Origin of the sequence: Paenirhizobium selenitireducens ATCC BAA-1503 (genome assembly GCF_000518785.1) — a bacterium.
GTDB classification, from domain to species: Bacteria; Pseudomonadota; Alphaproteobacteria; order Rhizobiales; family Rhizobiaceae; genus Allorhizobium; species Allorhizobium selenitireducens.
The window spans coordinates 334,167-353,335 of sequence record NZ_JAEG01000007.1; the positions used below are offsets into that span (position 1 = coordinate 334,167).

Here is a 19,169-nt window from a genome sequence, read left to right on the forward strand (position 1 = left end):
ACAAATCATCCATCGTCCGTCCGGCCGGAACAGTTTGCGCCAGATCAATGCCAAGGCTTCAGCGAAGCCTAATATTTCCCTTAGAAAGTAAATCGATGGAGGGCTTGATGCTTCGTCTTTCTGCAGTGCTTTATATTCTCGTCGCAACGGTACTGGCCGGCGGGGCAGTGACGGCCGTGCTCGCCATGAACATGATGGAACGGTGGCAGATTGCCGGTGCGTTTGCAGCGGGCTGCGTCGTCGCCCTGCCGATCTCGGCCATCCTCGGCCGCAAGATGTACAATGCGATGAAGTCCACTTCGACGCCGGCCTGATGGCAGGCGTCTGAACGCGCGCTGCGCCTGCCGGCGTCCCCTGGGGCGGACTGGCGCTGGTGGATCGTGGCTGCATGCGCGCACGGCACGACCGGTCCCGTCCTTCTAGCGGATGGGACCGGTCGGATCGTTTTTGGCTGTCGGCAATACTGTCTGTTCTTCTTCGCGGCGACCTGGCCTTAGCCTTCTGCGTCACCAGTCGCGTCCTGCGTTTCCATCTCGAATTGCTGCCGGCGCCGGTCGAATCCGGAAATGAAGCGGTCGTAGAGTTCGGCGAAGCGCTCGACGTCCTCGGCCGGCCAATCCGCGACGATCTCCCGGATCGTGTCCCGCTTCACCTCGTCCGCCTTTTTCAACAGGTCGTGACCGACCGGCGTGATCACCACGATGGTGCGCCGCGCGTCTTCCTGCGAAACCTCCCTTTTCAGCAATCCCTGGCGCACCAGATCGGCGACGATCCGGCTCGATCGCGAGGGATCGACCCGCAGTTCCTCGGCAATCGCTCCGACGGTCGCCTCTTGCATCGCCTGAAGCCGCCGCACCGTGCCCACCACGTCGAGATGCGAAAGCTCCATGCCGCCGCCGACGCGGCTGAGCACAAGATTGCCGATGAAGCGCCGGCCGATCATCAGCCGCATGCGCGCCATGGCGCTGCCGATGCTGGCAATGGTGTCGGCGGCAGGCCCGGTGCCGGGCGGGGAGGGTGGTGTCGTTTCGTCTGTCATGGCCCTTGATAACAGATGTTCGACGGCGTTCCAACAAATTTCATGCGAGCGTCATGTAAGTGCGATTGACAAATACATGCTAAACGCACATAAATTGACGAACTTCAAACTTGGACCCCCGCCATGGACATGAAATCGCCTTCGCAAACGGCCGCGCCGGCCGTTCCCGCTCCGCCTGCCGCGCCGCCCTTCGTCTCGCTCGTCGCCGACCCCCGTCGCCGCGTCGTCGTCTTCGTCCTGCTGCTGACGGCGCTGTTCATGGCGACGCTCGACAACCAGATCGTCTCGACCGCGCTGCCGACCATTGTCGGCGAATTCGGCGAGCTCGAACGCTTCGGCTGGATCGGCTCGGCCTATCTGCTCACCTCGAGCGCCGTCATGCCGCTCTACGGCAAGCTCGGCGACCTGTTCGGCCGCAAATACGTGATCATGGCGGCGGTGGCGATCTTTACCCTCGGCTCGCTGGTCTGCGGCCTGGCCATCTCCATGGACACGCTGATTGCCGCCCGCGTGCTGCAGGCGCTCGGCGGCGGCGGCATCATGGTGTCGATCTTCTCGATCAATGCCGACCTGTTCGAGGCCCGCGAGCGGGCGCGCTACCAGAGCTATGCCAGCCTGGCGCTGATGGCCTCGGGCGCCGTCGGCCCTGTGCTCGGCGGCACCTTGAGCGACCTGTTCGGCTGGCGCTCGATCTTCCTGGTCAATCTGCCGATCGGCATCCTGGTGCTGGCCGGCCTGGCCGTCCTGCTGCCCTACCGCAAGCCGCACCGCCGTCCGAAGATCGACTATGCCGGCGCGATCCTGCTGGCCGGCGCCGTTGCCAGCGTCGTGCTGTGGGCCGACAGCGCCCAGATCTTCGGCTCGCTGGTCGCCACGCAGAGCCTCGTCGTGATCGCCTTTGGTCTCGTTTGCGCCCTCGGCTGGGTCGCCGTCGAGCGGCGTGTCGCCGAACCGGTCGTGCCGCTGTCGCTGTTTTCCAACCGGACCATCAATCTCATGCTGGTCGTCTCGCTGGCCTCGGGCGCGATCGGCATCGGCTCGGTCAACTATGTGGCGCTGTTCCTGCAGACCACGACGGGGCTGACCCCGACCTTTGCCGGCCTGCTGTTCATCGCCATGACCGGCGGCATTGCCGCGGGCTCGCTGTGGGCCGGCCGGCGGATCTCGAAGAGCGGGCTCTACAAGCCCTATTCGGTTGCCTCCACGGCCGTCGGCATCGTCAGTCTGGCGATCTTCAGCCAGATGCATGCCGGAACGCCGGTCGCCGTCATCGCCGCCGTCATGCTGCTGCACGGCATCGGCATCGGCATCGGCCAGCAGGTACCGGTGCTCGGCGTGCAGAACGCGGCCTCGCGCGACGATGTCGGTGCCGCCACCGGCACGGTGACGCTCGCCCGCATGTCGGGTGCGGCGATCGCCATCTCGATCTACGGCGCGATCATCGGCTCCGGCCTGTCGCATCTGACCAACCAGATCCCGGGCGTCGACGATTTCCAGAAACTGACCCCGCAAATGCTGGGCGCCCTGCCGGAGGCAAGCCGGGCCGCGGTCGCCGAGGCCTATGCGAACGCCTTCTTCCCGCTCTTCCTCACGGCCTCCGGCATCGTCGCGATCGGCCTTGTCGCCGCGCTGATGCTGAAGAACGTGCGCCTGCCGGTCGCGGGCAAGGGGAAGTAAGGCGAAGGGATAGAAACGGGCCGGCGCGAATGCTGCAGGACAGCTTCGCGCCAGCCGCGTTTGCCAGACTGCCGGCAATATCTCGGCATGAAGCGGTGAACGATGTTGTCCAAGCGATTTTCCAAGCAGTTCCTTTCGGCCGGCACCGGTGCGCGGGCGCGCCGCCTGGTCGGCCTCGGTTCCGGCACGGCCCTGCTGTCGGTGCTGTCCGGATGCCTGTTCGTCACCGATACCAGCCGCATGAATATCGACGTCTTTCAGGACGAGGTGGCGCCGGTCTATTACGACCCGGCCCGCGTCCAGCCCGCCGATCCGCAGCCGGTGCCGCAGAAGCGCGAACTCTACACCACCCAGTTCCATCAGACCTACGGCCTGCCGGTCAGCAATCCGCTGCACCGCGTCATGTACGGCATGATCCGTGACGACGGCCATACCCTGCCGGCCATCCCGCTTGACCGGGTCGACCGCTCCTATCTGCGCCAGGAAATCGACTATTCGACCAACGAGGCCCCCGGCACCATCGTCGTCGATACCAAGGCGCGTTATCTCTATCTCGTGCAGGCCAGCGGCAAGGCGATCCGCTACGGCGTCGGCATCGGCCGCGACGGCTTTTCCTGGTCCGGCCGCGGCACGATCCAGATGAAGCAGAAATGGCCGCACTGGACTCCGTCGAACGAGATGGTGGCGCGCCAGCCCGACCTGCGTCCCATCTCGGCGGAAGAGGGCGGCCTCGAAGCCGGCCTCAACAATCCGCTCGGCGCCCGCGCGCTCTACATCTATCAGGACGGCAAGGACACGCTCTATCGCGTCCACGGCACGCCCGACTGGCAGTCGGTGGGTCGGGCGACTTCGTCCGGCTGCGTGCGCATGTTCAACCAGGACGTCATCGACCTCTACGACCGGGTGGGCGCCAAGGCGCCGATCGTGGTCATCTGAGCGACTGTAGATCGCCCGCCACGCGCGGCCGCAAAACGAAGGCCTCTCGAAGAGTTGACCGGCAATAGCGGTTGCAACCCGGCCGCTTTCCTGCTGCATTGCGTCATGATCGGAACAAAGCTGACGCTCGCGTCTTTAGCTGCGTTCCATCCGCCTTGTCGTTCACAGGAAGCCTCTTTATCCATGCGTTCTTCGGATCCCCTTTCGCGCCGCGCCTTTCTCTCCCTTTCCGGCGTCGGCGCCGCAAGCCTGCTTGCCAGTTGCGCCTCCACCGGTCCGGTCGGCCGGGACATGACCACCACCATCACCTATCGCGACGGTCGCAGCGTCACGGATCGGCCGCTGGCCGGCGGGTCGGCCGAGCTGGATGCCATGTATGGCGAGATCTATGATGGCGGCTATGTCATTCCGGCCGTGCCCTACCAGAAGATCGCCCCGCGTTTCTATCGCCAGCGCGTGGTCGATCCGACCGGCCAGCCGCCGGGCACCATCGTCGTCGATACGCCGTCGCGTTTCCTCTATCTCGTCGAATCGGGCGGCACGGCCATGCGCTACGGCGTCGGCATCGGCCGCGAGGGCTTTGCCTGGCAGGGCACCGGCGTCATCCAGTGGCGGCAGAAATGGCCGAAATGGACCCCGCCGGACGAGATGATCGCCCGCAAGCCGGAGTTGGCCGAATATTCGGCCGACAATGGCGGCATGCCGCCGGGGCTTGAAAACCCGCTCGGTGCGCGCGCCCTCTATATTTTCCAGAACGGCGAGGACACGCTCTATCGCCTGCACGGCTCGCCGGAATGGAATTCGATCGGCAAGGCCGTCTCGTCGGGCTGCGTGCGTCTGCTCAACCAGGATATCATCGACCTTTACGAGCGCGTGCCCAACAAGGCGCGCATCCTGGTCTGGCAGTAAACCTGCCCTCTGCGCTTTGAATTCTCGGCGCCCCGGCTTCGGCCGCGGGCGCCGATTTGCTTTGATGGAGGACGCAGTCGCCGTCGCCGGCAAATCAGCTGCGGTTCGGTACCCGGCAGGCTGCTCCACGGGTCGAAGAGGGCAGGGCTGATATCGTCTATTCCAGCGCGCCCAATCGCTTTTTCAACGTGTTGAGACTGTCGCGCAGCGTGCCGATTTCGCCCATGGTGCAGCCGGTCTGTTCGCCGATCGCCCGCATGACCTTGACGGCATGGGATTTCATCGCCCGGCCGGGCTCGGTCAGCGTGATGAACACCTGCCGTTCGTCGGCCGTATCGCGCCGGCGCTCGACATAGCCGGCCTGCTCCAGCCTTTTCAGCAGTGGCGACAGCGTGCCCGAATCGAGCCCGAGCTTTTCGCCGAGCGCCTTGACCTGCTGCCCGTCCTCTTCCCACAGCGCCATCATCACCAGATACTGCGGATAGGTGAGGCCGAGCGGTTCGAGCAACGGTTTGTAGGCGCGATTGAAGGCGTGCGCTGCGCCGTAGAGCGCAAAGCACAGCTGGCGGTCGAGCGTCAGTTCCTTTTCCAGATCCGCATCATTCATGTCGGTCGACGAAGCCCCTTTCGAAATCCCCGGGAGAACTGTCGCCAATTCTCGGCTCGGGGGCAATGCGCAAAAAACATATTGCGCACAATTGAATTGTGTAATACATAGCATTCATATCAACGCGAAACAAGGAGCATCCCCATGGCAATCCTCTATACCGCCCAGGCATCCGCAACCGGTGGCCGCGCCGGCCGCGCCGTTTCCGACAATGGCGTCCTCGACGTGACCCTGACCGTTCCGAAGGAACTCGGCGGCGACGGCGCCACCGGCACCAATCCCGAGCAGATGTTCGCCGCCGGCTATTCCGCCTGCTTCCTCGGCGCGCTGAAATTCGTCGCCGGCAAGGAAAAGGTGAAGCTGTCGGAAGAAACGACCGTCACCACCCGCGTCGGCATCGGCCCGCGCGAAGACGGCACCGGCTTCGGCATCGAAGTGGCGATCACCGCCGAACTCCCCGGCATCGAGCGCGAACTGGCCGAAAAGCTGGTCGCCGCCGCCCACATCGTCTGCCCCTACAGCCACGCCATGCGCACCTCGACCGAAGTTCCGGTCTCGGTTGCCTGAGGGGGAGGGGGCAGTAGCCGGTAGGCAGTAGGCAGTAGGCCTGCCGCCCGGCTTCATCGCCTTCCCAGCATTTCCAAACCGATCCACCGCCAGAAGGCCGGCCCCGTGCCGGCCTTCTGACTGCCGGAAAAAGTTATCTCTCCATCAGATTTGAACCGCGGTGGGCCATTTCTTGGCTTGGCGAGCGGTGTCCGTTCCGCTTCTCCCCAGCGGGGAGAAGGTGGCGCGTCGCGCCGGATGAGGGGGAGCGAAGCTCGTGAGGGCTCGGGGCACTTGCCCCCTCATCGCCTCGCTCACCCTCGGCGCTTCTCCCTGGTGGGCACAAGCGGTAATTCAAGGATGTTCGCGTTTCCATCTTTGCCCTCAGACAAAAATGCACTATATTCTTTCCAGGGAAAGGATAGTGCCATGCTGCATCAACCGCTCGACTATGCAAAACCGCCTGTCTCGGAAGCCGCGACCGTCACCAAGGCGGTGATCGCCGCCGCCGATCGGCTGGGCCTGTCGGCGCGTCAGCTGGCGGCCGTCATCGGCGTGTCGGAAGCCAGCATCTCGCGCATGAAGCGGCTGGACTTCCGTCTCGAACGCGGCACCAAGCCGTTCGAGCTGTCGCTGCTCTTCATCCGCCTGTTCCGCTCGCTGGATGCCATCACCGGCGGCGACGAAGCCGTCGCGCGCGCCTGGCTGAAGGCCGAGAACACAGTCCTCGGCGGCGCCCCCCTCATCAAGATCGCAACTGTCTCGGGGCTCGTCGATGTCCTTTCCTATCTGGACGCCCGCCGCGCTCTCGTCTGAGGCTGCCGCCGCAGCCGGCGCCTTCTGGCGGCTGGTCGAGGCGCAGCATCAGGTCTCGACCATGAAGCTGGTCGACAGCGTCGAGGAGCAGACCCTGCTCGAAAGCCTGCTGGAGGAGACCAAACCGGCCTTCCCGCCCGAATGCGCCGGGCTCGACTATCTGCTGGCGACCCCGTTCCGCTATGGCGGTGTCTATCCGCACGGCTCGCGCTTCCGCCGCGCCGGCCGCACGCTCGGCGTCTATTACGCGGCGGAACACGTCGACACGGCGCTCGCCGAAATGGCCTTCTACCGCCTGCTGTTCTACGCCGAATCGCCCGCCACGCCGCTGCCTGCCAATGCCAGCGACTACACCGCCTTTTCCGCCCGGATCGCCACCGCGCGTGCCATCGACCTCACCCTGCCGCCTTTGGCGAGAGACGAGCCGGCCTGGATCGATCCTGTCGATTATTCCGCCTGTCAGGTGCTCGCCGACAATGCGCGGGCGGGCGGGATCGAAGCCATCCTCTATCGTTCGGTCCGCGATCCGAAGGGGGCCAAGAACATCGCGCTCCTGACCGCAAACGCCTTCGCCGCGCGCGAGCCCGTCGAACGCCAGACCTGGCGCATCCGGCTCTCCTCGACGGGCGTCCAGGCCCTCTGCGACTTCCCCCGCCGCCTTGTTGGCTTCGCGATCGCCGATTTTGCCGGAGATGCGCGGTTGAACGGAAGGTTCGGCTGAGGAGCAGTTCACACTAGCGGCCGTGACCAGATCTCTGCCCCTCACCCTGACCCTCTCCCCGCTTCCGGGGGTGAGGAATGACGAGCGCCCTGAACCCAAGCGAAGGGCTGGCAGAGGTGCCGGCAGGCGGACGAGGGGGGCAACACCCTCCCCTTGAGGGGGAGGGTCGGACCGAAGGTCCGGGGTGGGGTGTTTCCCTGGCGAGCAAGAAGTCACCCCCACCCGCCGCTTCGCGTCGACCTCCCCCCTCAAAGGGGAGGGGGAGGTGGCAAAATCATCGTGCGATCTCCAGCAGATCCCGCCGCAATCCTTCCGCGTCGCCCGAGGAAAGCTCGGCCTCGACCGCGGCATGGGTTTCGCGCCAGATCGGCATGGCGGCCGAGAGGACGGCGGCGCCGTCGGCGGTCAGGCGCAGGCGCTTGCCGCGCCGGTCCTTGGGGTCGGTCTCGATCGACACCCAGCCGCGCCGCTCAAGCGGCTTCAGCGCTGCCGTCAGCGTCGTGCGGTCCATGGCGAGCAGCTGTGCCACCGGCCCCATCGGTGGCGGCTCCGGGCGGTTGAGCGACATCATCAGCGAGAACTGGCCATTGGTGAGCCCGAGCGCCTTCAGCGCCGTGTCGAATCGGCGCGCCAGCGCCCGCGCGGCCCGCTGGGCATGCAGGCACAGGCACGTATCGCGCACATGAATGGTGGTGGAATAAGGAATCAGAGGCTCGGTTGACATGCATCAAATATGTTGATACCAACCTATTTGTCAAGATGAAACCGGTCCTGGAGGAGGGAAGAATGGAACATTCTGTCGTATCCCGCGAGGAATGGCTGGAAGCACGCCGCGCGCTTCTCGCGAAGGAAAAGGAAATGACCCGGATGCGCGACCGGATCAATGCCGAGCGCCTGGCACTGCCCTGGGTCAAGGTCGACAAGGATTACGTCTTCACCACGCCCACCGGCGCCAGGACTCTGGCCGAGCTGTTCGACGGCCGCAGCCAGCTGGTGATCTACCATTTCATGTTCGGACCCGACTGGGAGGCCGGTTGCCCCGGTTGCTCCTTCCTCGCCGATCATCTGGACGGCGCCATCGTCCATCTCAACAACCACGACGTTTCGTTCGTCTGCGTGTCGCGCGCCCCGCTCGACAAGATCGAGGCCTACAAGCGCCGCATGGGCTGGCATTTCCCATGGGTGTCGTCCTTCGGCTCCGAGTTCAATTTCGACTACCACGTCTCCTTCACCAGGGAGGAACTCGCCGCCGGCCCGGTCACCTACAATTTTCGCGAAACCCCGCCGGAGCAGGCCCATGACGAACTGCCGGGCCTGTCGTCCTTCTACCGCGATACCGATGGGACCGTTTTCCACACCTATTCCAACTATGCCCGCGGCGGCGAGGAAATGCTCGGCACGATGATGATCCTCGACTGCGCGCCCCTCGGCCGCAACGAGGGCTCGACCATGGACTTCGTCAAGCGCCACGATGAGTACGAGACCCGGTCGAAGGCGGCGGCCTGCTGCCATTGAAGACGACCCGAACCGAGGAGGAAAAATCATGGAGTTTTCCAAGCCGCGCGAGGAACACCGCTTTCTCGAAAGGCTCGTCGGCGACTGGGTCGTCACCTCAAGCACCGGCCATGAAAACTACGATCCGAACGATCCGGCGAAGGTGTGGACCGAGACGGTCCGCTCTGTCGGCGGCCTCTGGTTCATCGCCGAGGGCAGGGGCGCCATGCCGGACGGCACTCCCGGTCAGATGATCATGACGCTCGGCTACGACCCCAGGCTCGGCCACTATGTCGGCACCTGGATCGGTTCGATGATGGACAAGTTGTGGACCTACAAGGGCTGGATCGAGCCGGACGGCAGGACGCTGACTTTGGAGGCGGAAGGCCCGAGCTTTGAGGATCCGCAGAAGACCGACGTTTATCATGATGTCATCAGCTTCATCGATGATGACCGCCGCACCTTCTCCGGCAGCGTGCGTCTGCCGGACGGCACGTTCAAGACGTTCATGACCAGCGAGATGCAGCGCCGGGCATGAGTATGGGAAAAATGCCGGACACCGCGCCATGGGCGCGGTCGTCCGTCCGCGCAAAGCCCGACCTGCCCAACTGACGCATGCCCCGCGGGTCCGGCCGCCAGGAACCAAGAAGAGGAACGCATGATGAAGGTCTCCCAGCATCTCTGGTTCGAGAAGGGCATGGAAGAAGCCGTGCGCATCTATACGTCGCTGATCCCCGGCTCCGCGGTCGAATGGGTCTCCGCCATTCCCGCCGATACGCCGAGCGGCCCGGCCGGCAGCGTCAAGCTCGCCGGCTTCACGCTTGGCGACCAGCGCTACATGGCCATCGAGGCCGGGCCGCTCGATCCGTTCAACCACAGCTTCTCCATCATCGTCGGCTGCGACAGCCAGGCGGAGATCGATCGCCTGTGGGATGCGCTGAGCGAGGGCGGCGCGACCGAGCAGTGCGGCTGGCTCAGGGACCGCTGGGGCCTCTGCTGGCAGATCACGCCGACCAGGCTCGGCGAACTGATGTCGGACCCGGATCCGGCCAGGGCAAAGCGTGTCACCGAGGCCATGCTGAAGATGGTGAAATTCGACATTGCCGGGCTCGAGGCCGCGGCCCGGGGCTGACGCTTGACCGACGCATGTTGCAGCGGTCCACAAGCGACGCTGGTCGCTCTGCAGCATGGATCTGACCCATATTGCGCAACAGAAGAGAAAGGAACGGCCATGCAAGGCAGCTTCATCTGGTACGAACTGATGCCCACCGACGCGGCATCCGCCGCTGAATTCTACACCAAGGTTGTCGGCTGGACGGCCAGGGACAGCGGTATGCCCGGCGTCGACTACACCATCCTCTGCGTTCCCGGCTACGACATGGGCGTCGCCGGCATGATGCAGCTCACCGAGGAGATGAAGGCCAGGGGCATTCCGCCCCATTGGACGGGCTACGTCGCCGTCGATGACGTCGATGCCATGGCCAGGAAGTTCGCCGACAATGGCGGCACGGTCCACCACGGGCCGGAGGACATTCCGGGTGTCGGACGCTTCGCCGTCGTGGCCGATCCGCATGGCGCGGTCATCAGCCTCCTCAAGGTCATCATGCCGGAAGGCCCGATGCCGCCGGAACCCGACGCCGGCACGCCGGGCACCTTCGGCTGGACCGAACTGATGGCCGGCAATGGTGAAGAGGCCTTCGCCTTCTATCAGCAGATGTTCGGCTGGGAGAAGGACATGGCCGTCGACATGGGTGCGATGGGCACCTACCAGTGCTTCGCCAAGGACGGCAAGGTGCTGGGCGGCATGATGACCAAGCCGCCCATGGTGACCGCACCCTTCTGGGGCTATTACATCACGGTCGAGGCCATCGACGCGGCGGCCGAGCGCGTGAAACAGGCTGGCGGCAAGGTCATTTTCGGGCCCGAGGCCGTGCCCGGCGGCAGCTTCATCCTGCAATGCGAGGACCCGCAGGGCGCCTATTTCGCGCTCACCGCGTCGAAGCGCTGACGATCCGCGCCGCGTCGGTTTCGCCGTGATCTTGTTTCGCCCGGTCCAATCCTGGTCGGATCGGGCGAAATCCATATCGCCCTTACCCGATTTTCAACCAAATCCTGTTATGGCGCTGGAGCCGGATGCGACGAAACCCTTTGTCGTGCCCCGGGATAGCTCTGGTTCAACCACGGATATGTTCATGAAATCGACCCTTATCGCCGCCTTCCTCGCCTTCGCCCTGCCGGTCGCAGCACTCGCGGCCGACATACAGTTGCCTGCCGACGCCCCGGTCGCCAGCGTCACCATTCCCGACAGCTGGAACCCGACCGAGATCGACCATGGCGTCGAAGCCGTCTCCGGCGACGATGCCGTCTATCTGTCGATCGAAGTCGCGGACGAAAAGACCACCGACAAGATCATCGAGGACATCTTCGCCTTTCTCGAGGAGAACGGCGTGAAGGTCGACCCGGCAACGCAGAGCGAGGCCGACAACAAGTTGAACGGCATGGATGTCTCGACCATCGAATGGGAAGGCGAAGACGAGGACGGCCCGGTTTCGGTCGGCGTGACCATGCTGTCCCCCAGGCCCGGCAAGCTCCTGCTGATGACCTATTGGGGATCGAAGGGCGACCAGGAAAAGCACCTCAACGACTTCGTCGGCATCATCGCGTCGATCAAGCCGGTGAAGTAACAGGCCCGGGCGGTCGCCGGCCCCCGGCCGCGGCCGCCTGCTACGCTTTGCTGGCGATGCGTTGCCGGTAGAGATGCGCGAGCATCGCGCAGGCGAGCGCCCAGCCGGCGCCGATCGACCAGCCGGCGAGCACGTCGGTCGGATAGTGGACGCCGAGATAGATCCGGCTGAGCCCCACCATGACGGTGAGCAGCGCCGCCGATCCGAGATAGAGGATCTTCTGGCCGCGGCTCTCAGCCATTTCCGAAAGCAACGCGCCGAGCGTCAGGTAGACGACCGCCGAAACCGTCGCATGACCGCTCGGGAAGCTGGTGGTGAAGACGCGCGCGACGCCGGTGAGATCGGGGCGGGGCCGGTCGAACAGGGATTTGAGCCCGCTGCTCAAGAGCGTGCCGCCGATCACCGACACCGTGAGAAACCATCCCGTCCGAATCCGCCCGATGAGGAAGAGGTGGATGACGACGACGGTGATCAGGATGAAGAGCACCGAGAAGCTGCCGAGTGCCGTGATGTCGCGGGCGGCTTCCTCCACCCAGGCGGGACCAATCGGGTCGCTCGGGTCGCCGGGCGTGCGCAGCGCCAGAAGCACGGCCTGATCGATCTTCATCGTCTCGCCCTCGCTCACCTCGTCGGCGATCAGGCCGAAGCCGCCAAGGAGTGCGGCAAGTGCTGCACCGCCGGCATAGGAGGAAATTGAGCCGCCGCCTTTGTTCCAGATCATCTGTCGTGCTTTTCCGTTTCCAGCGCGCCGAAAAACCGCACACCCGAACGAGCCGGATGGCGTCTGGCTGGTCTTGTAGACCGCAGCCGGCCGCGTGCGCAACGCCTGCGCAGGCTCGGTCAGATCTCAAGGCCGTTTGGCAATGTGGGGAAAATGATGCTGCGGTCGAACGCTACGCCGGTCGTCGAGCCGTCAGTCGGCCTTCGACGCGACCTTCTTGGTCGCCCGCTTGGCAGGCTTTGCCGCAACGTCCGGGCTGGCCTCGGCTTCGCGCAACATGCGCAGCGCCTTCAGCTTTTCGGTCTTCTTGTCACGCGCAGTCGATTCCGCCGCGATGATGGCGCGGGCTGTGTGGTCCGTCGTCGCTGCCTTGTCGCGAGCGTCGACTTTGCCGGGCTTGAAGAATTTGTCTTTGGTCGCGGTCATGGGATCAGCCTTCCGAAAGGGGACGGAGGACGGCTTGCGCCCGATACCGGGCGCAGGCCGCGGGTGAGGCCATTAGCGGGTGCGGACAGCAGCCTTCTTCGGCATCGGGAGCAGGCCTTCGCGCTGCATCTTCTTGCGGGCCAGCTTGCGCAGGCGGCGAACGGCTTCTGCCTTTTCGCGAACGCGCTTTTCAGAAGGCTTTTCGAAGGCGCTGCGGGCCTTCATTTCGCGGAAGAGACCTTCGCGCTGCATCTTCTTCTTCAGTACCCGGAGTGCCTGGTCGACATTGTTGTCTCGAACGAGAACCTGCAAGGGATTTCCTTTCCATCGGCGCCCGAGCGCCGTTTAGTGGTTGAGGGTTGAAAGACTAGCGCCCGACGCGGATCGAGGAGGGCTTCAGCCAGGGTTCGGCCTTGACCGTCGCCTGCTGCTGCTTCTCCACTGTTCCCGACGACGTTTCAATGCCGTCGATGTCGGACAGGGTGACGCGGCGTTCGAAATTCTCCGCGTCGAAACGGACGCGGTATTCCGGCTCGCCATGTTCGGCGGGCAAAACCGTAACGATGCGACAGGCCAGCCTGTCCCGGCTGGTGCCGGAAATGCCGTCCCGAAGCAGGACCCGATCGCCCACGCGGGGATACGATTTGCGCATGATAAGGTCCTTTCTTGACCTGTCCCGCGGAACACGAGAACCTGGGACAAATCAAAAAGGCCGGGCGTTACCCCGACCTCTTCCTGTCACTCAAAGCCTTGACTGCCGGTACATCCGTGGTCAGCCGTGGCGAATGACAATTACGCAGCCCGGAGGTTGTCTGCCGAGTTCTTGCCCGACTTCTTGTCGCGCACGATGTCGTAGGAAACCTTCTGGCCTTCGACGAGTTCGCGCATGCCCGACCGTTCAACGGCGGAGATGTGAACGAATACGTCGGTCGAGCCTTCGTCAGGCTGAATGAAGCCGAAGCCCTTGGTGCTGTTGAACCACTTTACGGTGCCAGTATTCATAACGATATCCTTTCAATCGTTTGGTTCGCCGGTGAGATATTCGTCCGGCTTGATCGACGTTGAGAGGAAATCTGACGGTGCGCCAAGGCGCGTAGACAAACACACTAGCAATCTTCGATGCTCGCAATATAGGCTATTTGCCACAGATTGCAATGAAGGAATGAAGATTCTTCGGCATTTCGATTTCTGCGCGCATGGCAGAATCGCCCGAATACCGGGCTTTGGCAAGGGAAATGCCGACCCTGCGGAGGAATTCTTTCGCAAGCCATCCGGCCTGCCGCCAGTGCCATCCCGCCGTGGCGATTTCCCAGGCGCGCCGCAATGGCATATGATTCTCTTGCTGATGACGACGGGCGTGGCCGGGGAGGGCGCAATGGTTTGGACGGTGGTGAGGGCATTGATCTATGGACTGGTCGGGCTGATCTGCCTGCCGATCATAACGACGCTTCTGGTGCTGGCGCTTGCCCATCTGTTCGATCCGAGTTGCGGCACGCCGGGCGATTCGGGAGGCTGCGAAATGGGTGCCGTCTCGATCGGCGTGCTTGCCGCCCTTCCGGGCTTCGCCCTCGGCGTGGCGCTGACCTTCTTCCAGGCGTGGCGCCAGCGGCGGCGGGGTCAGGGGCCGGGTCTCTGATACCGCAGCGCTTCCACCAGCAGCGAAAAGGCGGGCGAGGCGTGGCGCCGGCTCGGGTAGTAGAGGTGGTAGCCGGTAAAGGGCGGCGTCCAGTCGTCGAGCAGTTGAACCAGCCGGCCGTCCGCCAGATGGTCCCGCACCATGTCCTCGAACAGGAAGGCCAGGCCATAGCCGTCCAGCGCCGCCGAAAGCACCTGCCCGACATCGTTGAACACCAGTTGACCCTCGACCCGCACGCGGATTTCCTGGCCGTCCTTCTCGAACTCCCAGGCATAGAAGCCGCCATAGGTCGGCAGGCGGGTGTTGATACAGTCGTGCTGGGTCAGGTCGCGCGGGGTCAGCGGCGTCGGGCGGTCCGCCAGATACGCCGGTGCGCCGACCACGACGAGGCGGGCATCCGGGGCAATCCGCACCGCTATCATGTCCTTCTCCACCTGTTCGCCGAAGCGCACGCCGGCGTCGAAGCGCTCCGCGACGATGTCGGTCAGCGCCAGGTCGGAGAACAGCTCGACCTTGATGTCGGGATAGCGCCGGAGTACCTTCGACAGCGCTGGCCACAGAACGGTGTCGATCGCATGCTGGGTGGCGGTGATCCTGAAGTTCCCGGCCGGCCTTTCGCGATACTGGCCAAGCGCCTCCAGCTCCTGTTCGATACTGCCGAAGGCGGGGGCGAGCGTCGCCAACAGGCGTTCCCCGGCCTCGGTCGGCGCTAGGCTGCGGGTCGTGCGGGTCAGGAGGCGCACGCCGAGCCGCTCCTCGAGGCGGCGCACGATCAGGCTGAGCGAGGATTGCGACGTGCCGAGCCGTGCCGCCGCCCGGGTGAAGCTGCGTTCCTCCGCCACGCTCTGGAAAGCCATCAGGTCGCCTAGGTCCTCGCGCCGCATTCATTAATCCTCGGTATAAGTACAATCTTTTTATATGGTCTAATTGAAATAAATCTCGTCGGCTATAGTTGTTAGGTGGGTGTGGTCGCACGTCTGCGATCACACGGCCCGCAGGAGCACATCATGGACATCAAGAGAGTTGGATCGCGGCCCTCCGGCAAGGGACCGTCGGACTGGTTTACCGGCACCGTGCGCATCGACCCGCTGTTCCAGGCGCCGTCTCCGGCCCGTGCGGCCGGCGCCGCCGTCACCTTCGAACCCGGCGCCCGCACCGCGTGGCACACCCATCCGCTCGGCCAGACCCTGATCGTCACGGCGGGCCTCGGCCTTGTCCAGCGCGACGGCGGCCCGGTCGAGGAGATCCGCCCCGGCGACGTGATCTGGTTCGCGCCGGGCGAAAAACACTGGCACGGCGCATCGGCGACCGTCGCCATGACCCATATCGCTGTCCACGAAGCCCTCGACGGCAAGACCGTCGACTGGCTCGAACAGGTCACCGACGACCAGTATTCCGGCCGCTGATCCTCCCCGCGGCCGGCTTCGCCCCGGACTTCCGGGGTCTTTCATCCCCTCAACATCATTGGAGACTGCCATGCTGACCAAGGCCTTCGGCGCCTATGCCGCCGACAAATCGCTTGAACCGATGGAAATCCCCCGCCGCGACGTGGGGCCGAACGACGTGCAGATCGCCATCGCCTATTGCGGCGTCTGCCATTCCGACCTGCACACCGTGCGCTCGGAATGGGCCGGCACGCAGTACCCCTGCGTGCCCGGCCATGAAATCGTCGGCCATGTCAGCGCCGTCGGCTCGGCCGTCACCGGCTTTGCCGTCGGCGATACGGTCGGCGTTGGCTGCATGGTCGACAGCTGCCAGAGTTGCTACGCCTGCGACGACGGTCTGGAACAATATTGCGAGCACGGCCCCTCCCTCACCTACAACAGTAGGACCCCGGACAAGCCGGGCCACACGCTCGGCGGCTATTCGCAGTCGATCACGGTCAAGGACAAGTTCGTCGTCAAGGTCCGCCATCCGGCCGAAAAGCTCGCCGCCGTGGCGCCGCTGCTCTGCGCCGGCATCACGCTGTGGTCGCCGCTTCGCCACTGGAAGGCAGGACCGGGCAAGAAGGTTGGCATTGTCGGCATCGGCGGTCTCGGTCATATGGGCGTGAAACTCGCCCGCGCGCTCGGCGCCCATGTCGTGGCCTTCACCACCTCGGAGAACAAGCGCCAGGCCGCCCTTGATCTCGGCGCCCACGAGGTCGTCGTGTCGCGCAATGCCGACGAGATGAAGGCCCATGCCAACTCGTTCGACCTGATCGTCGACACGGTTGCCGCCAGCCACAATCTGGATGCCTTCGTCAATCTGCTGAAGCGCGACGGCACGCTGACGCTGGTCGGTGCGCCCGAACATCCGCATCCGTCGCCGGCCGTCTTCCCGCTGATCATGAAGCGCCGCTCGATCGCCGGTTCGACGATCGGCGGCATTGCCGAGACCCAGGAGATGATGGATTTCTGTGCCGAACACGGCATCGTCGCCGACATCGAGATGATCGCGGCAGCGGAGATTGAAGGGGCCTATGCCCGGATGCTGAAGAGCGACGTCAAATATCGCTTCGTCATCGACAGCGCGACGCTCTGAGGGAATTCCCTCTTCTTCCCGACGGGGAGGAGGACGCGCGCTGCGACGTGTCCGGCCTCCTCGCCCCAGCGGGGAGAGGTCCGCCGAGCGAAGCGGAGGCGGGGTGAGGGGGAGCCCCGGCGGATCACGCCCTCTTTCCCCAGCGGGGACAAGTGCCGAACGCAGTGAGGCGATGGGGGCGGCGTGCGCCGATATCATATGGCTTCGCCTCGCCGAGGCGCCCTTGCCCCTCACCCTAGCCCTCTCCCCGCAGGCGGGGAGAGGGAATGGCCACGGCGGTGCCGCTTGTCCCTTCTCCCCGCCTGCGGGGAGAAGGTGCCGGCAGGCGGATGAGGGGCAACAGGCTGATTGGGCCGCTGCCGACGGGACGTTGGCCTTCAAGGCTCTCCGAAAAGGGCCCTCCGCCCGCTTACTTGTTACGCAGCAGCCACATCTTGCCGGCCATGGTGATGCCATGGGCGGATTCCTCGACGTCGACGTCGGGGTTGAGGGTCTGCAGGAGGCCGAAGTCGCGCAGTTCGTTAAGCGTCGCGGTCTTCAGGAACTTGATCTTCTGCGGGCGTTCCTTGAAGCGGTCGCTGCGCGCATAGGTGATCTCGGCGTTGAGATGCGTCCACTTCTTGCCCTCGGCGGGAAAGAGGTCACCGTCCTTGGCAAGCTTCAGGCCGCGGATCTGGGTGGGGGTAAGTTCGTGCATGGTCGTTCCTTGAAAAGGTAGGGTCGTGTCGGGGTGGCGCGGCGGCCGGCCTGGTGCCGGCCACGGCAGCAAAATCAGGCGGTGGCGCCGGCGTGTTCGGCTTCTCGGAAGGAGAGGAGCTTGCCGCTCTTCTCGTCCCACAGGGCGAGCTTCACGCAGGACAGGCTCTGCCACAGGGTGATGCGACCGATGCCGGCGAGCTCCGGATAGTCGCGCAGAACCTCCGGCAGGCGGTAATAGGGAATGCGGCTGGCCAGGTGATGCACATGGTGGATGCCGATATTGCCGGTCATCCAGCGCAGTGCCAGCGGCAGGTCGTAATGCGAGGCGCCGTGCAGGGCGGCCTGCGGGAACTTCCAGTCATCGCCCTTCGACCAGTGCGTCTCCTCGAACTGGTGCTGGACGTAGAACAGCCAGATGCCGGTGGCGCCGGCGATCAGCACGACCGGCAGGTGGATGACGAGGAAGGGAACGAGGCCCACGGCCCAGATCATCAGCGCCGAAAAGACGAGAATGCCGAGATTGGTGCCCATGGTGGAGATCCACGGCAGCGCGCCGTCCTTCATCATGCCGAAGGGCAGGCGCTGCTTGAACAGGAAGAGATAGGCCGGGCCGATGACGAACATCACCACCGGGTGGCGATAGAGGCGGTAGCCGAGCCGGCCGCGCGGCGAAAGCGCACGATACTCCTCAAGCGTCAGCGTGGTGATGTCGCCGACGCCGCGTTCGTCGAGATTGCCGGCGGTGGCGTGGTGGGCGGCATGGGCCTGGCGCCAGTAATCGTAAGGGGTGAGCGTCAGCACGCCGATCAGGCGGCCGGTCCAGTCGTCGAGCCGGCGGCGGGCGAAGAACGAGCCGTGGCCGCAATCGTGCTGGATCATGAACAGCCGCAGCAGGAAGGCGCCGGCCGGAAGGATGGCGAGGAGGCCGATCCACACGCCGTTGATGAGCGACACATAGGCGATGGCCCAGAACAGGGCGAACGGCACGAGCGTGACGATCAGTTCGAAGACGCTGCGCGCCAGACGCGGCTGGCGGTAGCGCGCCAGGATCTTCAACCACGCTCCGACATTGTCGTCGGTGGGTGCAGCAGGTGCATCAGGTGCGTGGATGTTGATAGCGGCGTTCATGAAGTCCGATCCGTTTCTGTCGGCGCGGCAAGCCGTCGCTTGGCTTGACCCGCCGCCGTGCGCATCATTGCGCGAGCTCGAGATATACAATCCTGTAGTGCGCTTTGTTTCGTTTGCATCCCTAGCGTTCAAGGTCCTGCAAACGCAAAAAGGCCAGACATCCGCCTGGCCTTCTCAACTTCTTTAAGCCTGCCACGCCAGTACATCCGTGGTCGCGGCTAGCTGAAGCTTCAAGCGGCCTGCAGCTGGCCGGCGGACATCTTGCCCGACTTGTTGTCGCGTTCCAGCTCGAAGGAGATCTTCTGGCCTTCGACGAGGTCGCGCATGCCGGCGCGCTCTACGGCCGAGATGTGGACGAAGACGTCCGCGCCGCCGTTGTCAGGCTGAATGAAGCCGAAGCCCTTGGTGGAATTGAACCATTTTACTGTGCCGGTGGTCATGACGAACCCTTTCATAGCAACATTGTGTTCCGCCGAACGACGCCCGACGGTTGTTTCGACTTTTGAGAGGGGGAAGTTCGTCCAGAGGCGCGAGGCGCCATAAACAAATATCGGCAAACAAAGTATCGATGAGCCTTGATACACGCCCGGCTGTCCGGCGTCAACTT

At 64.4% G+C, this 19,169-nt stretch carries 27 protein-coding genes; 15 read left to right on the plus strand and 12 right to left on the minus strand.

Translation table 11 applies throughout. From position 1 onward, the window contains the following. Positions 1 to 107 precede the first annotated feature (107 nt). On the plus strand, positions 108 to 314 hold the full coding sequence (locus L867_RS0111450; protein ID WP_037173140.1) for a hypothetical protein: 207 nt from the start codon (positions 108 to 110) through the stop codon (positions 312 to 314). 179 nt (positions 315 to 493) lie between these two features. Here L867_RS0111450 and L867_RS25100 read toward each other — a convergent pair whose 3' ends face one another. Continuing rightward, positions 494 to 1,039 (minus strand): MarR family winged helix-turn-helix transcriptional regulator, encoded by a 546-nt coding sequence (locus L867_RS25100; RefSeq protein ID WP_051438936.1) that lies wholly within the window; start codon positions 1,037 to 1,039, stop codon positions 494 to 496. Positions 1,040 to 1,162: 123 nt separating this feature from the next. Between L867_RS25100 and L867_RS0111460 the strand changes: the two genes are divergently transcribed. The 3 genes from L867_RS0111460 to L867_RS0111470 all read left to right on the plus strand — a co-directional run bounded on the left by L867_RS0111460 (position 1,163) and on the right by L867_RS0111470 (position 4,561). Continuing rightward, a complete protein-coding gene (locus L867_RS0111460) occupies positions 1,163 to 2,716 on the plus strand; it encodes an MDR family MFS transporter (RefSeq protein WP_037173143.1) in 1,554 nt (517 codons plus the stop codon). A gap of 102 nt (positions 2,717 to 2,818) precedes the next feature. Continuing rightward, entirely contained in the window at positions 2,819 to 3,652 is an 834-nt protein-coding gene (locus L867_RS0111465; protein ID WP_084638527.1) for a L,D-transpeptidase, read from the plus strand. A 183-nt stretch (positions 3,653 to 3,835) separates the two neighbouring features. Next, positions 3,836 to 4,561 (plus strand): L,D-transpeptidase, encoded by a 726-nt coding sequence (locus L867_RS0111470; RefSeq protein ID WP_028737016.1) that lies wholly within the window; start codon positions 3,836 to 3,838, stop codon positions 4,559 to 4,561. A 157-nt stretch (positions 4,562 to 4,718) separates the two neighbouring features. Here the strand turns inward: L867_RS0111470 and L867_RS0111475 are convergent, their stop codons facing one another. Then, positions 4,719 to 5,168 (minus strand): MarR family winged helix-turn-helix transcriptional regulator, encoded by a 450-nt coding sequence (locus L867_RS0111475; RefSeq protein WP_037173145.1) that lies wholly within the window; start codon positions 5,166 to 5,168, stop codon positions 4,719 to 4,721. A gap of 144 nt (positions 5,169 to 5,312) precedes the next feature. On the opposite strand from L867_RS0111475, the gene L867_RS0111480 reads away from it, so the two are divergent. The 3 genes from L867_RS0111480 (at position 5,313) to L867_RS0111490 (ending at position 7,251) form a co-directional block, all read left to right on the plus strand. After that, a complete protein-coding gene (locus L867_RS0111480; protein WP_028737018.1) occupies positions 5,313 to 5,735 on the plus strand; it encodes an organic hydroperoxide resistance protein in 423 nt (140 codons plus the stop codon). Positions 5,736 to 6,143: 408 nt separating this feature from the next. Then, positions 6,144 to 6,530, plus strand: a complete 387-nt coding sequence (locus L867_RS0111485; RefSeq protein ID WP_028737019.1) for an MbcA/ParS/Xre antitoxin family protein — start codon at positions 6,144 to 6,146, stop codon at positions 6,528 to 6,530. After that, positions 6,490 to 7,251, plus strand: a complete 762-nt coding sequence (locus L867_RS0111490; RefSeq protein ID WP_028737020.1) for an RES family NAD+ phosphorylase — start codon at positions 6,490 to 6,492, stop codon at positions 7,249 to 7,251. Before L867_RS0111485 ends, L867_RS0111490 begins: the two co-directional genes overlap by 41 nt. Before the next feature lie 274 nt (positions 7,252 to 7,525). Here L867_RS0111490 and L867_RS0111495 read toward each other — a convergent pair whose 3' ends face one another. Then, a complete protein-coding gene (locus L867_RS0111495) occupies positions 7,526 to 7,975 on the minus strand; it encodes a MarR family winged helix-turn-helix transcriptional regulator (protein ID WP_028737021.1) in 450 nt (149 codons plus the stop codon). A 62-nt stretch (positions 7,976 to 8,037) separates the two neighbouring features. Here L867_RS0111495 and L867_RS0111500 point away from each other — a divergent pair, with 62 nt between their 5' ends. The 5 genes from L867_RS0111500 to L867_RS0111520 all read left to right on the plus strand — a co-directional run bounded on the left by L867_RS0111500 (position 8,038) and on the right by L867_RS0111520 (position 11,429). Then, a complete protein-coding gene (locus tag L867_RS0111500) occupies positions 8,038 to 8,766 on the plus strand; it encodes a DUF899 domain-containing protein (protein WP_028737022.1) in 729 nt (242 codons plus the stop codon). A 28-nt stretch (positions 8,767 to 8,794) separates the two neighbouring features. Then, positions 8,795 to 9,283 (plus strand): DUF1579 domain-containing protein, encoded by a 489-nt coding sequence (locus tag L867_RS0111505; RefSeq protein ID WP_028737023.1) that lies wholly within the window; start codon positions 8,795 to 8,797, stop codon positions 9,281 to 9,283. A 120-nt stretch (positions 9,284 to 9,403) separates the two neighbouring features. Next, the gene (locus tag L867_RS0111510) at positions 9,404 to 9,877 is read left to right on the plus strand and encodes a VOC family protein (protein ID WP_210163636.1); all 474 of its coding nucleotides are present in this window, start codon (positions 9,404 to 9,406) and stop codon (positions 9,875 to 9,877) included. Between the two features lie 99 nt (positions 9,878 to 9,976). After that, positions 9,977 to 10,753, plus strand: a complete 777-nt coding sequence (locus tag L867_RS0111515) for a VOC family protein (RefSeq protein WP_028737025.1) — start codon at positions 9,977 to 9,979, stop codon at positions 10,751 to 10,753. A gap of 184 nt (positions 10,754 to 10,937) precedes the next feature. Next, positions 10,938 to 11,429: a hypothetical protein gene (locus tag L867_RS0111520; RefSeq protein WP_028737026.1), complete on the plus strand. Its 492-nt coding sequence runs from the start codon at positions 10,938 to 10,940 to the stop codon at positions 11,427 to 11,429. Positions 11,430 to 11,469: 40 nt separating this feature from the next. Here L867_RS0111520 and L867_RS25105 read toward each other — a convergent pair whose 3' ends face one another. The 5 genes from L867_RS25105 to L867_RS0111545 all read right to left on the minus strand — a co-directional run bounded on the left by L867_RS25105 (position 11,470) and on the right by L867_RS0111545 (position 13,578). After that, positions 11,470 to 12,150 (minus strand): phosphatase PAP2 family protein, encoded by a 681-nt coding sequence (locus L867_RS25105; protein WP_051438937.1) that lies wholly within the window; start codon positions 12,148 to 12,150, stop codon positions 11,470 to 11,472. Between the two features lie 192 nt (positions 12,151 to 12,342). Then, positions 12,343 to 12,576, minus strand: coding sequence for a hypothetical protein (locus L867_RS0111530; RefSeq protein WP_028737027.1), 234 nt, complete (start codon positions 12,574 to 12,576; stop codon positions 12,343 to 12,345). Between the two features lie 72 nt (positions 12,577 to 12,648). Then, positions 12,649 to 12,888: a 30S ribosomal protein S21 gene (rpsU, locus tag L867_RS0111535; RefSeq protein ID WP_028737028.1), complete on the minus strand. Its 240-nt coding sequence runs from the start codon at positions 12,886 to 12,888 to the stop codon at positions 12,649 to 12,651. A gap of 55 nt (positions 12,889 to 12,943) precedes the next feature. Then, positions 12,944 to 13,228: a hypothetical protein gene (locus L867_RS0111540; protein ID WP_028737029.1), complete on the minus strand. Its 285-nt coding sequence runs from the start codon at positions 13,226 to 13,228 to the stop codon at positions 12,944 to 12,946. Positions 13,229 to 13,368: 140 nt separating this feature from the next. Beyond that, positions 13,369 to 13,578 (minus strand): cold-shock protein, encoded by a 210-nt coding sequence (locus L867_RS0111545; protein ID WP_028737030.1) that lies wholly within the window; start codon positions 13,576 to 13,578, stop codon positions 13,369 to 13,371. Between the two features lie 373 nt (positions 13,579 to 13,951). Between L867_RS0111545 and L867_RS0111555 the strand changes: the two genes are divergently transcribed. Further along, positions 13,952 to 14,212, plus strand: coding sequence for a hypothetical protein (locus tag L867_RS0111555; protein WP_146086598.1), 261 nt, complete (start codon positions 13,952 to 13,954; stop codon positions 14,210 to 14,212). Here L867_RS0111555 and L867_RS0111560 read toward each other — a convergent pair. Beyond that, positions 14,194 to 15,096, minus strand: a complete 903-nt coding sequence (locus L867_RS0111560) for a LysR family transcriptional regulator (RefSeq protein ID WP_028737033.1) — start codon at positions 15,094 to 15,096, stop codon at positions 14,194 to 14,196. The genes L867_RS0111555 and L867_RS0111560 overlap by 19 nt on opposite strands. A 123-nt stretch (positions 15,097 to 15,219) precedes the next feature. On the opposite strand from L867_RS0111560, the gene L867_RS0111565 reads away from it, so the two are divergent. Continuing rightward, the gene (locus tag L867_RS0111565) at positions 15,220 to 15,618 is read left to right on the plus strand and encodes a (R)-mandelonitrile lyase (RefSeq protein ID WP_028737034.1); all 399 of its coding nucleotides are present in this window, start codon (positions 15,220 to 15,222) and stop codon (positions 15,616 to 15,618) included. Between the two features lie 70 nt (positions 15,619 to 15,688). Next, the gene (locus L867_RS0111570; RefSeq protein WP_028737035.1) at positions 15,689 to 16,735 is read left to right on the plus strand and encodes an NAD(P)-dependent alcohol dehydrogenase; all 1,047 of its coding nucleotides are present in this window, start codon (positions 15,689 to 15,691) and stop codon (positions 16,733 to 16,735) included. A 409-nt stretch (positions 16,736 to 17,144) separates the two neighbouring features. On the opposite strand, the gene L867_RS0111575 is transcribed toward L867_RS0111570, so the two are convergent. The 3 genes from L867_RS0111575 to L867_RS0111585 form a co-directional block, all read right to left on the minus strand. Continuing rightward, positions 17,145 to 17,432 carry a hypothetical protein gene (locus L867_RS0111575; protein ID WP_028737036.1) on the minus strand — a complete coding sequence of 96 codons (288 nt, stop codon included), beginning with the start codon at positions 17,430 to 17,432 and terminating at the stop codon, positions 17,145 to 17,147. A gap of 74 nt (positions 17,433 to 17,506) precedes the next feature. Next, positions 17,507 to 18,562, minus strand: a complete 1,056-nt coding sequence (locus L867_RS0111580) for a fatty acid desaturase (RefSeq protein WP_051438938.1) — start codon at positions 18,560 to 18,562, stop codon at positions 17,507 to 17,509. Positions 18,563 to 18,792: 230 nt separating this feature from the next. Then, entirely contained in the window at positions 18,793 to 19,017 is a 225-nt protein-coding gene (locus L867_RS0111585) for a cold-shock protein (protein ID WP_084638528.1), read from the minus strand. Between the last annotated feature and the right edge of the window lie 152 nt (positions 19,018 to 19,169).

Bases quoted from the DNA above. Each gene is read 5' to 3' on its own strand.
- L867_RS25105 (WP_051438937.1), bottom strand. From the start codon at position 12,150: ATGATCTGGAACAAAGGCGGCGGCTCAATTTCCTCCTATGCCGGCGGT.
- L867_RS0111575 (WP_028737036.1), bottom strand. From the start codon at position 17,432: ATGCACGAACTTACCCCCACCCAGATCCGCGGCCTGAAGCTTGCCAAG.
- L867_RS0111560 (WP_028737033.1), bottom strand. From the start codon at position 15,096: ATGCGGCGCGAGGACCTAGGCGACCTGATGGCTTTCCAGAGCGTGGCG.
- L867_RS0111465 (WP_084638527.1), top strand. From the start codon at position 2,819: ATGTTGTCCAAGCGATTTTCCAAGCAGTTCCTTTCGGCCGGCACCGGT.
- L867_RS25100 (WP_051438936.1), bottom strand. From the start codon at position 1,039: ATGACAGACGAAACGACACCACCCTCCCCGCCCGGCACCGGGCCTGCC.
- L867_RS0111580 (WP_051438938.1), bottom strand. From the start codon at position 18,562: ATGAACGCCGCTATCAACATCCACGCACCTGATGCACCTGCTGCACCC.
- L867_RS0111565 (WP_028737034.1), top strand. From the start codon at position 15,220: ATGGACATCAAGAGAGTTGGATCGCGGCCCTCCGGCAAGGGACCGTCG.
- L867_RS0111480 (WP_028737018.1), top strand. From the start codon at position 5,313: ATGGCAATCCTCTATACCGCCCAGGCATCCGCAACCGGTGGCCGCGCC.
- L867_RS0111555 (WP_146086598.1), top strand. From the start codon at position 13,952: ATGGTTTGGACGGTGGTGAGGGCATTGATCTATGGACTGGTCGGGCTG.
- L867_RS0111485 (WP_028737019.1), top strand. From the start codon at position 6,144: ATGCTGCATCAACCGCTCGACTATGCAAAACCGCCTGTCTCGGAAGCC.
- L867_RS0111470 (WP_028737016.1), top strand. From the start codon at position 3,836: ATGCGTTCTTCGGATCCCCTTTCGCGCCGCGCCTTTCTCTCCCTTTCC.
- L867_RS0111500 (WP_028737022.1), top strand. From the start codon at position 8,038: ATGGAACATTCTGTCGTATCCCGCGAGGAATGGCTGGAAGCACGCCGC.
- L867_RS0111545 (WP_028737030.1), bottom strand. From the start codon at position 13,578: ATGAATACTGGCACCGTAAAGTGGTTCAACAGCACCAAGGGCTTCGGC.
- L867_RS0111585 (WP_084638528.1), bottom strand. From the start codon at position 19,017: ATGAAAGGGTTCGTCATGACCACCGGCACAGTAAAATGGTTCAATTCC.
- L867_RS0111475 (WP_037173145.1), bottom strand. From the start codon at position 5,168: ATGAATGATGCGGATCTGGAAAAGGAACTGACGCTCGACCGCCAGCTG.
- L867_RS0111510 (WP_210163636.1), top strand. From the start codon at position 9,404: ATGATGAAGGTCTCCCAGCATCTCTGGTTCGAGAAGGGCATGGAAGAA.
- L867_RS0111520 (WP_028737026.1), top strand. From the start codon at position 10,938: ATGAAATCGACCCTTATCGCCGCCTTCCTCGCCTTCGCCCTGCCGGTC.
- L867_RS0111490 (WP_028737020.1), top strand. From the start codon at position 6,490: ATGTCCTTTCCTATCTGGACGCCCGCCGCGCTCTCGTCTGAGGCTGCC.
- L867_RS0111515 (WP_028737025.1), top strand. From the start codon at position 9,977: ATGCAAGGCAGCTTCATCTGGTACGAACTGATGCCCACCGACGCGGCA.
- L867_RS0111505 (WP_028737023.1), top strand. From the start codon at position 8,795: ATGGAGTTTTCCAAGCCGCGCGAGGAACACCGCTTTCTCGAAAGGCTC.
- L867_RS0111495 (WP_028737021.1), bottom strand. From the start codon at position 7,975: ATGTCAACCGAGCCTCTGATTCCTTATTCCACCACCATTCATGTGCGC.
- L867_RS0111540 (WP_028737029.1), bottom strand. From the start codon at position 13,228: ATGCGCAAATCGTATCCCCGCGTGGGCGATCGGGTCCTGCTTCGGGAC.
- L867_RS0111450 (WP_037173140.1), top strand. From the start codon at position 108: ATGCTTCGTCTTTCTGCAGTGCTTTATATTCTCGTCGCAACGGTACTG.
- L867_RS0111530 (WP_028737027.1), bottom strand. From the start codon at position 12,576: ATGACCGCGACCAAAGACAAATTCTTCAAGCCCGGCAAAGTCGACGCT.
- L867_RS0111460 (WP_037173143.1), top strand. From the start codon at position 1,163: ATGGACATGAAATCGCCTTCGCAAACGGCCGCGCCGGCCGTTCCCGCT.
- L867_RS0111570 (WP_028737035.1), top strand. From the start codon at position 15,689: ATGCTGACCAAGGCCTTCGGCGCCTATGCCGCCGACAAATCGCTTGAA.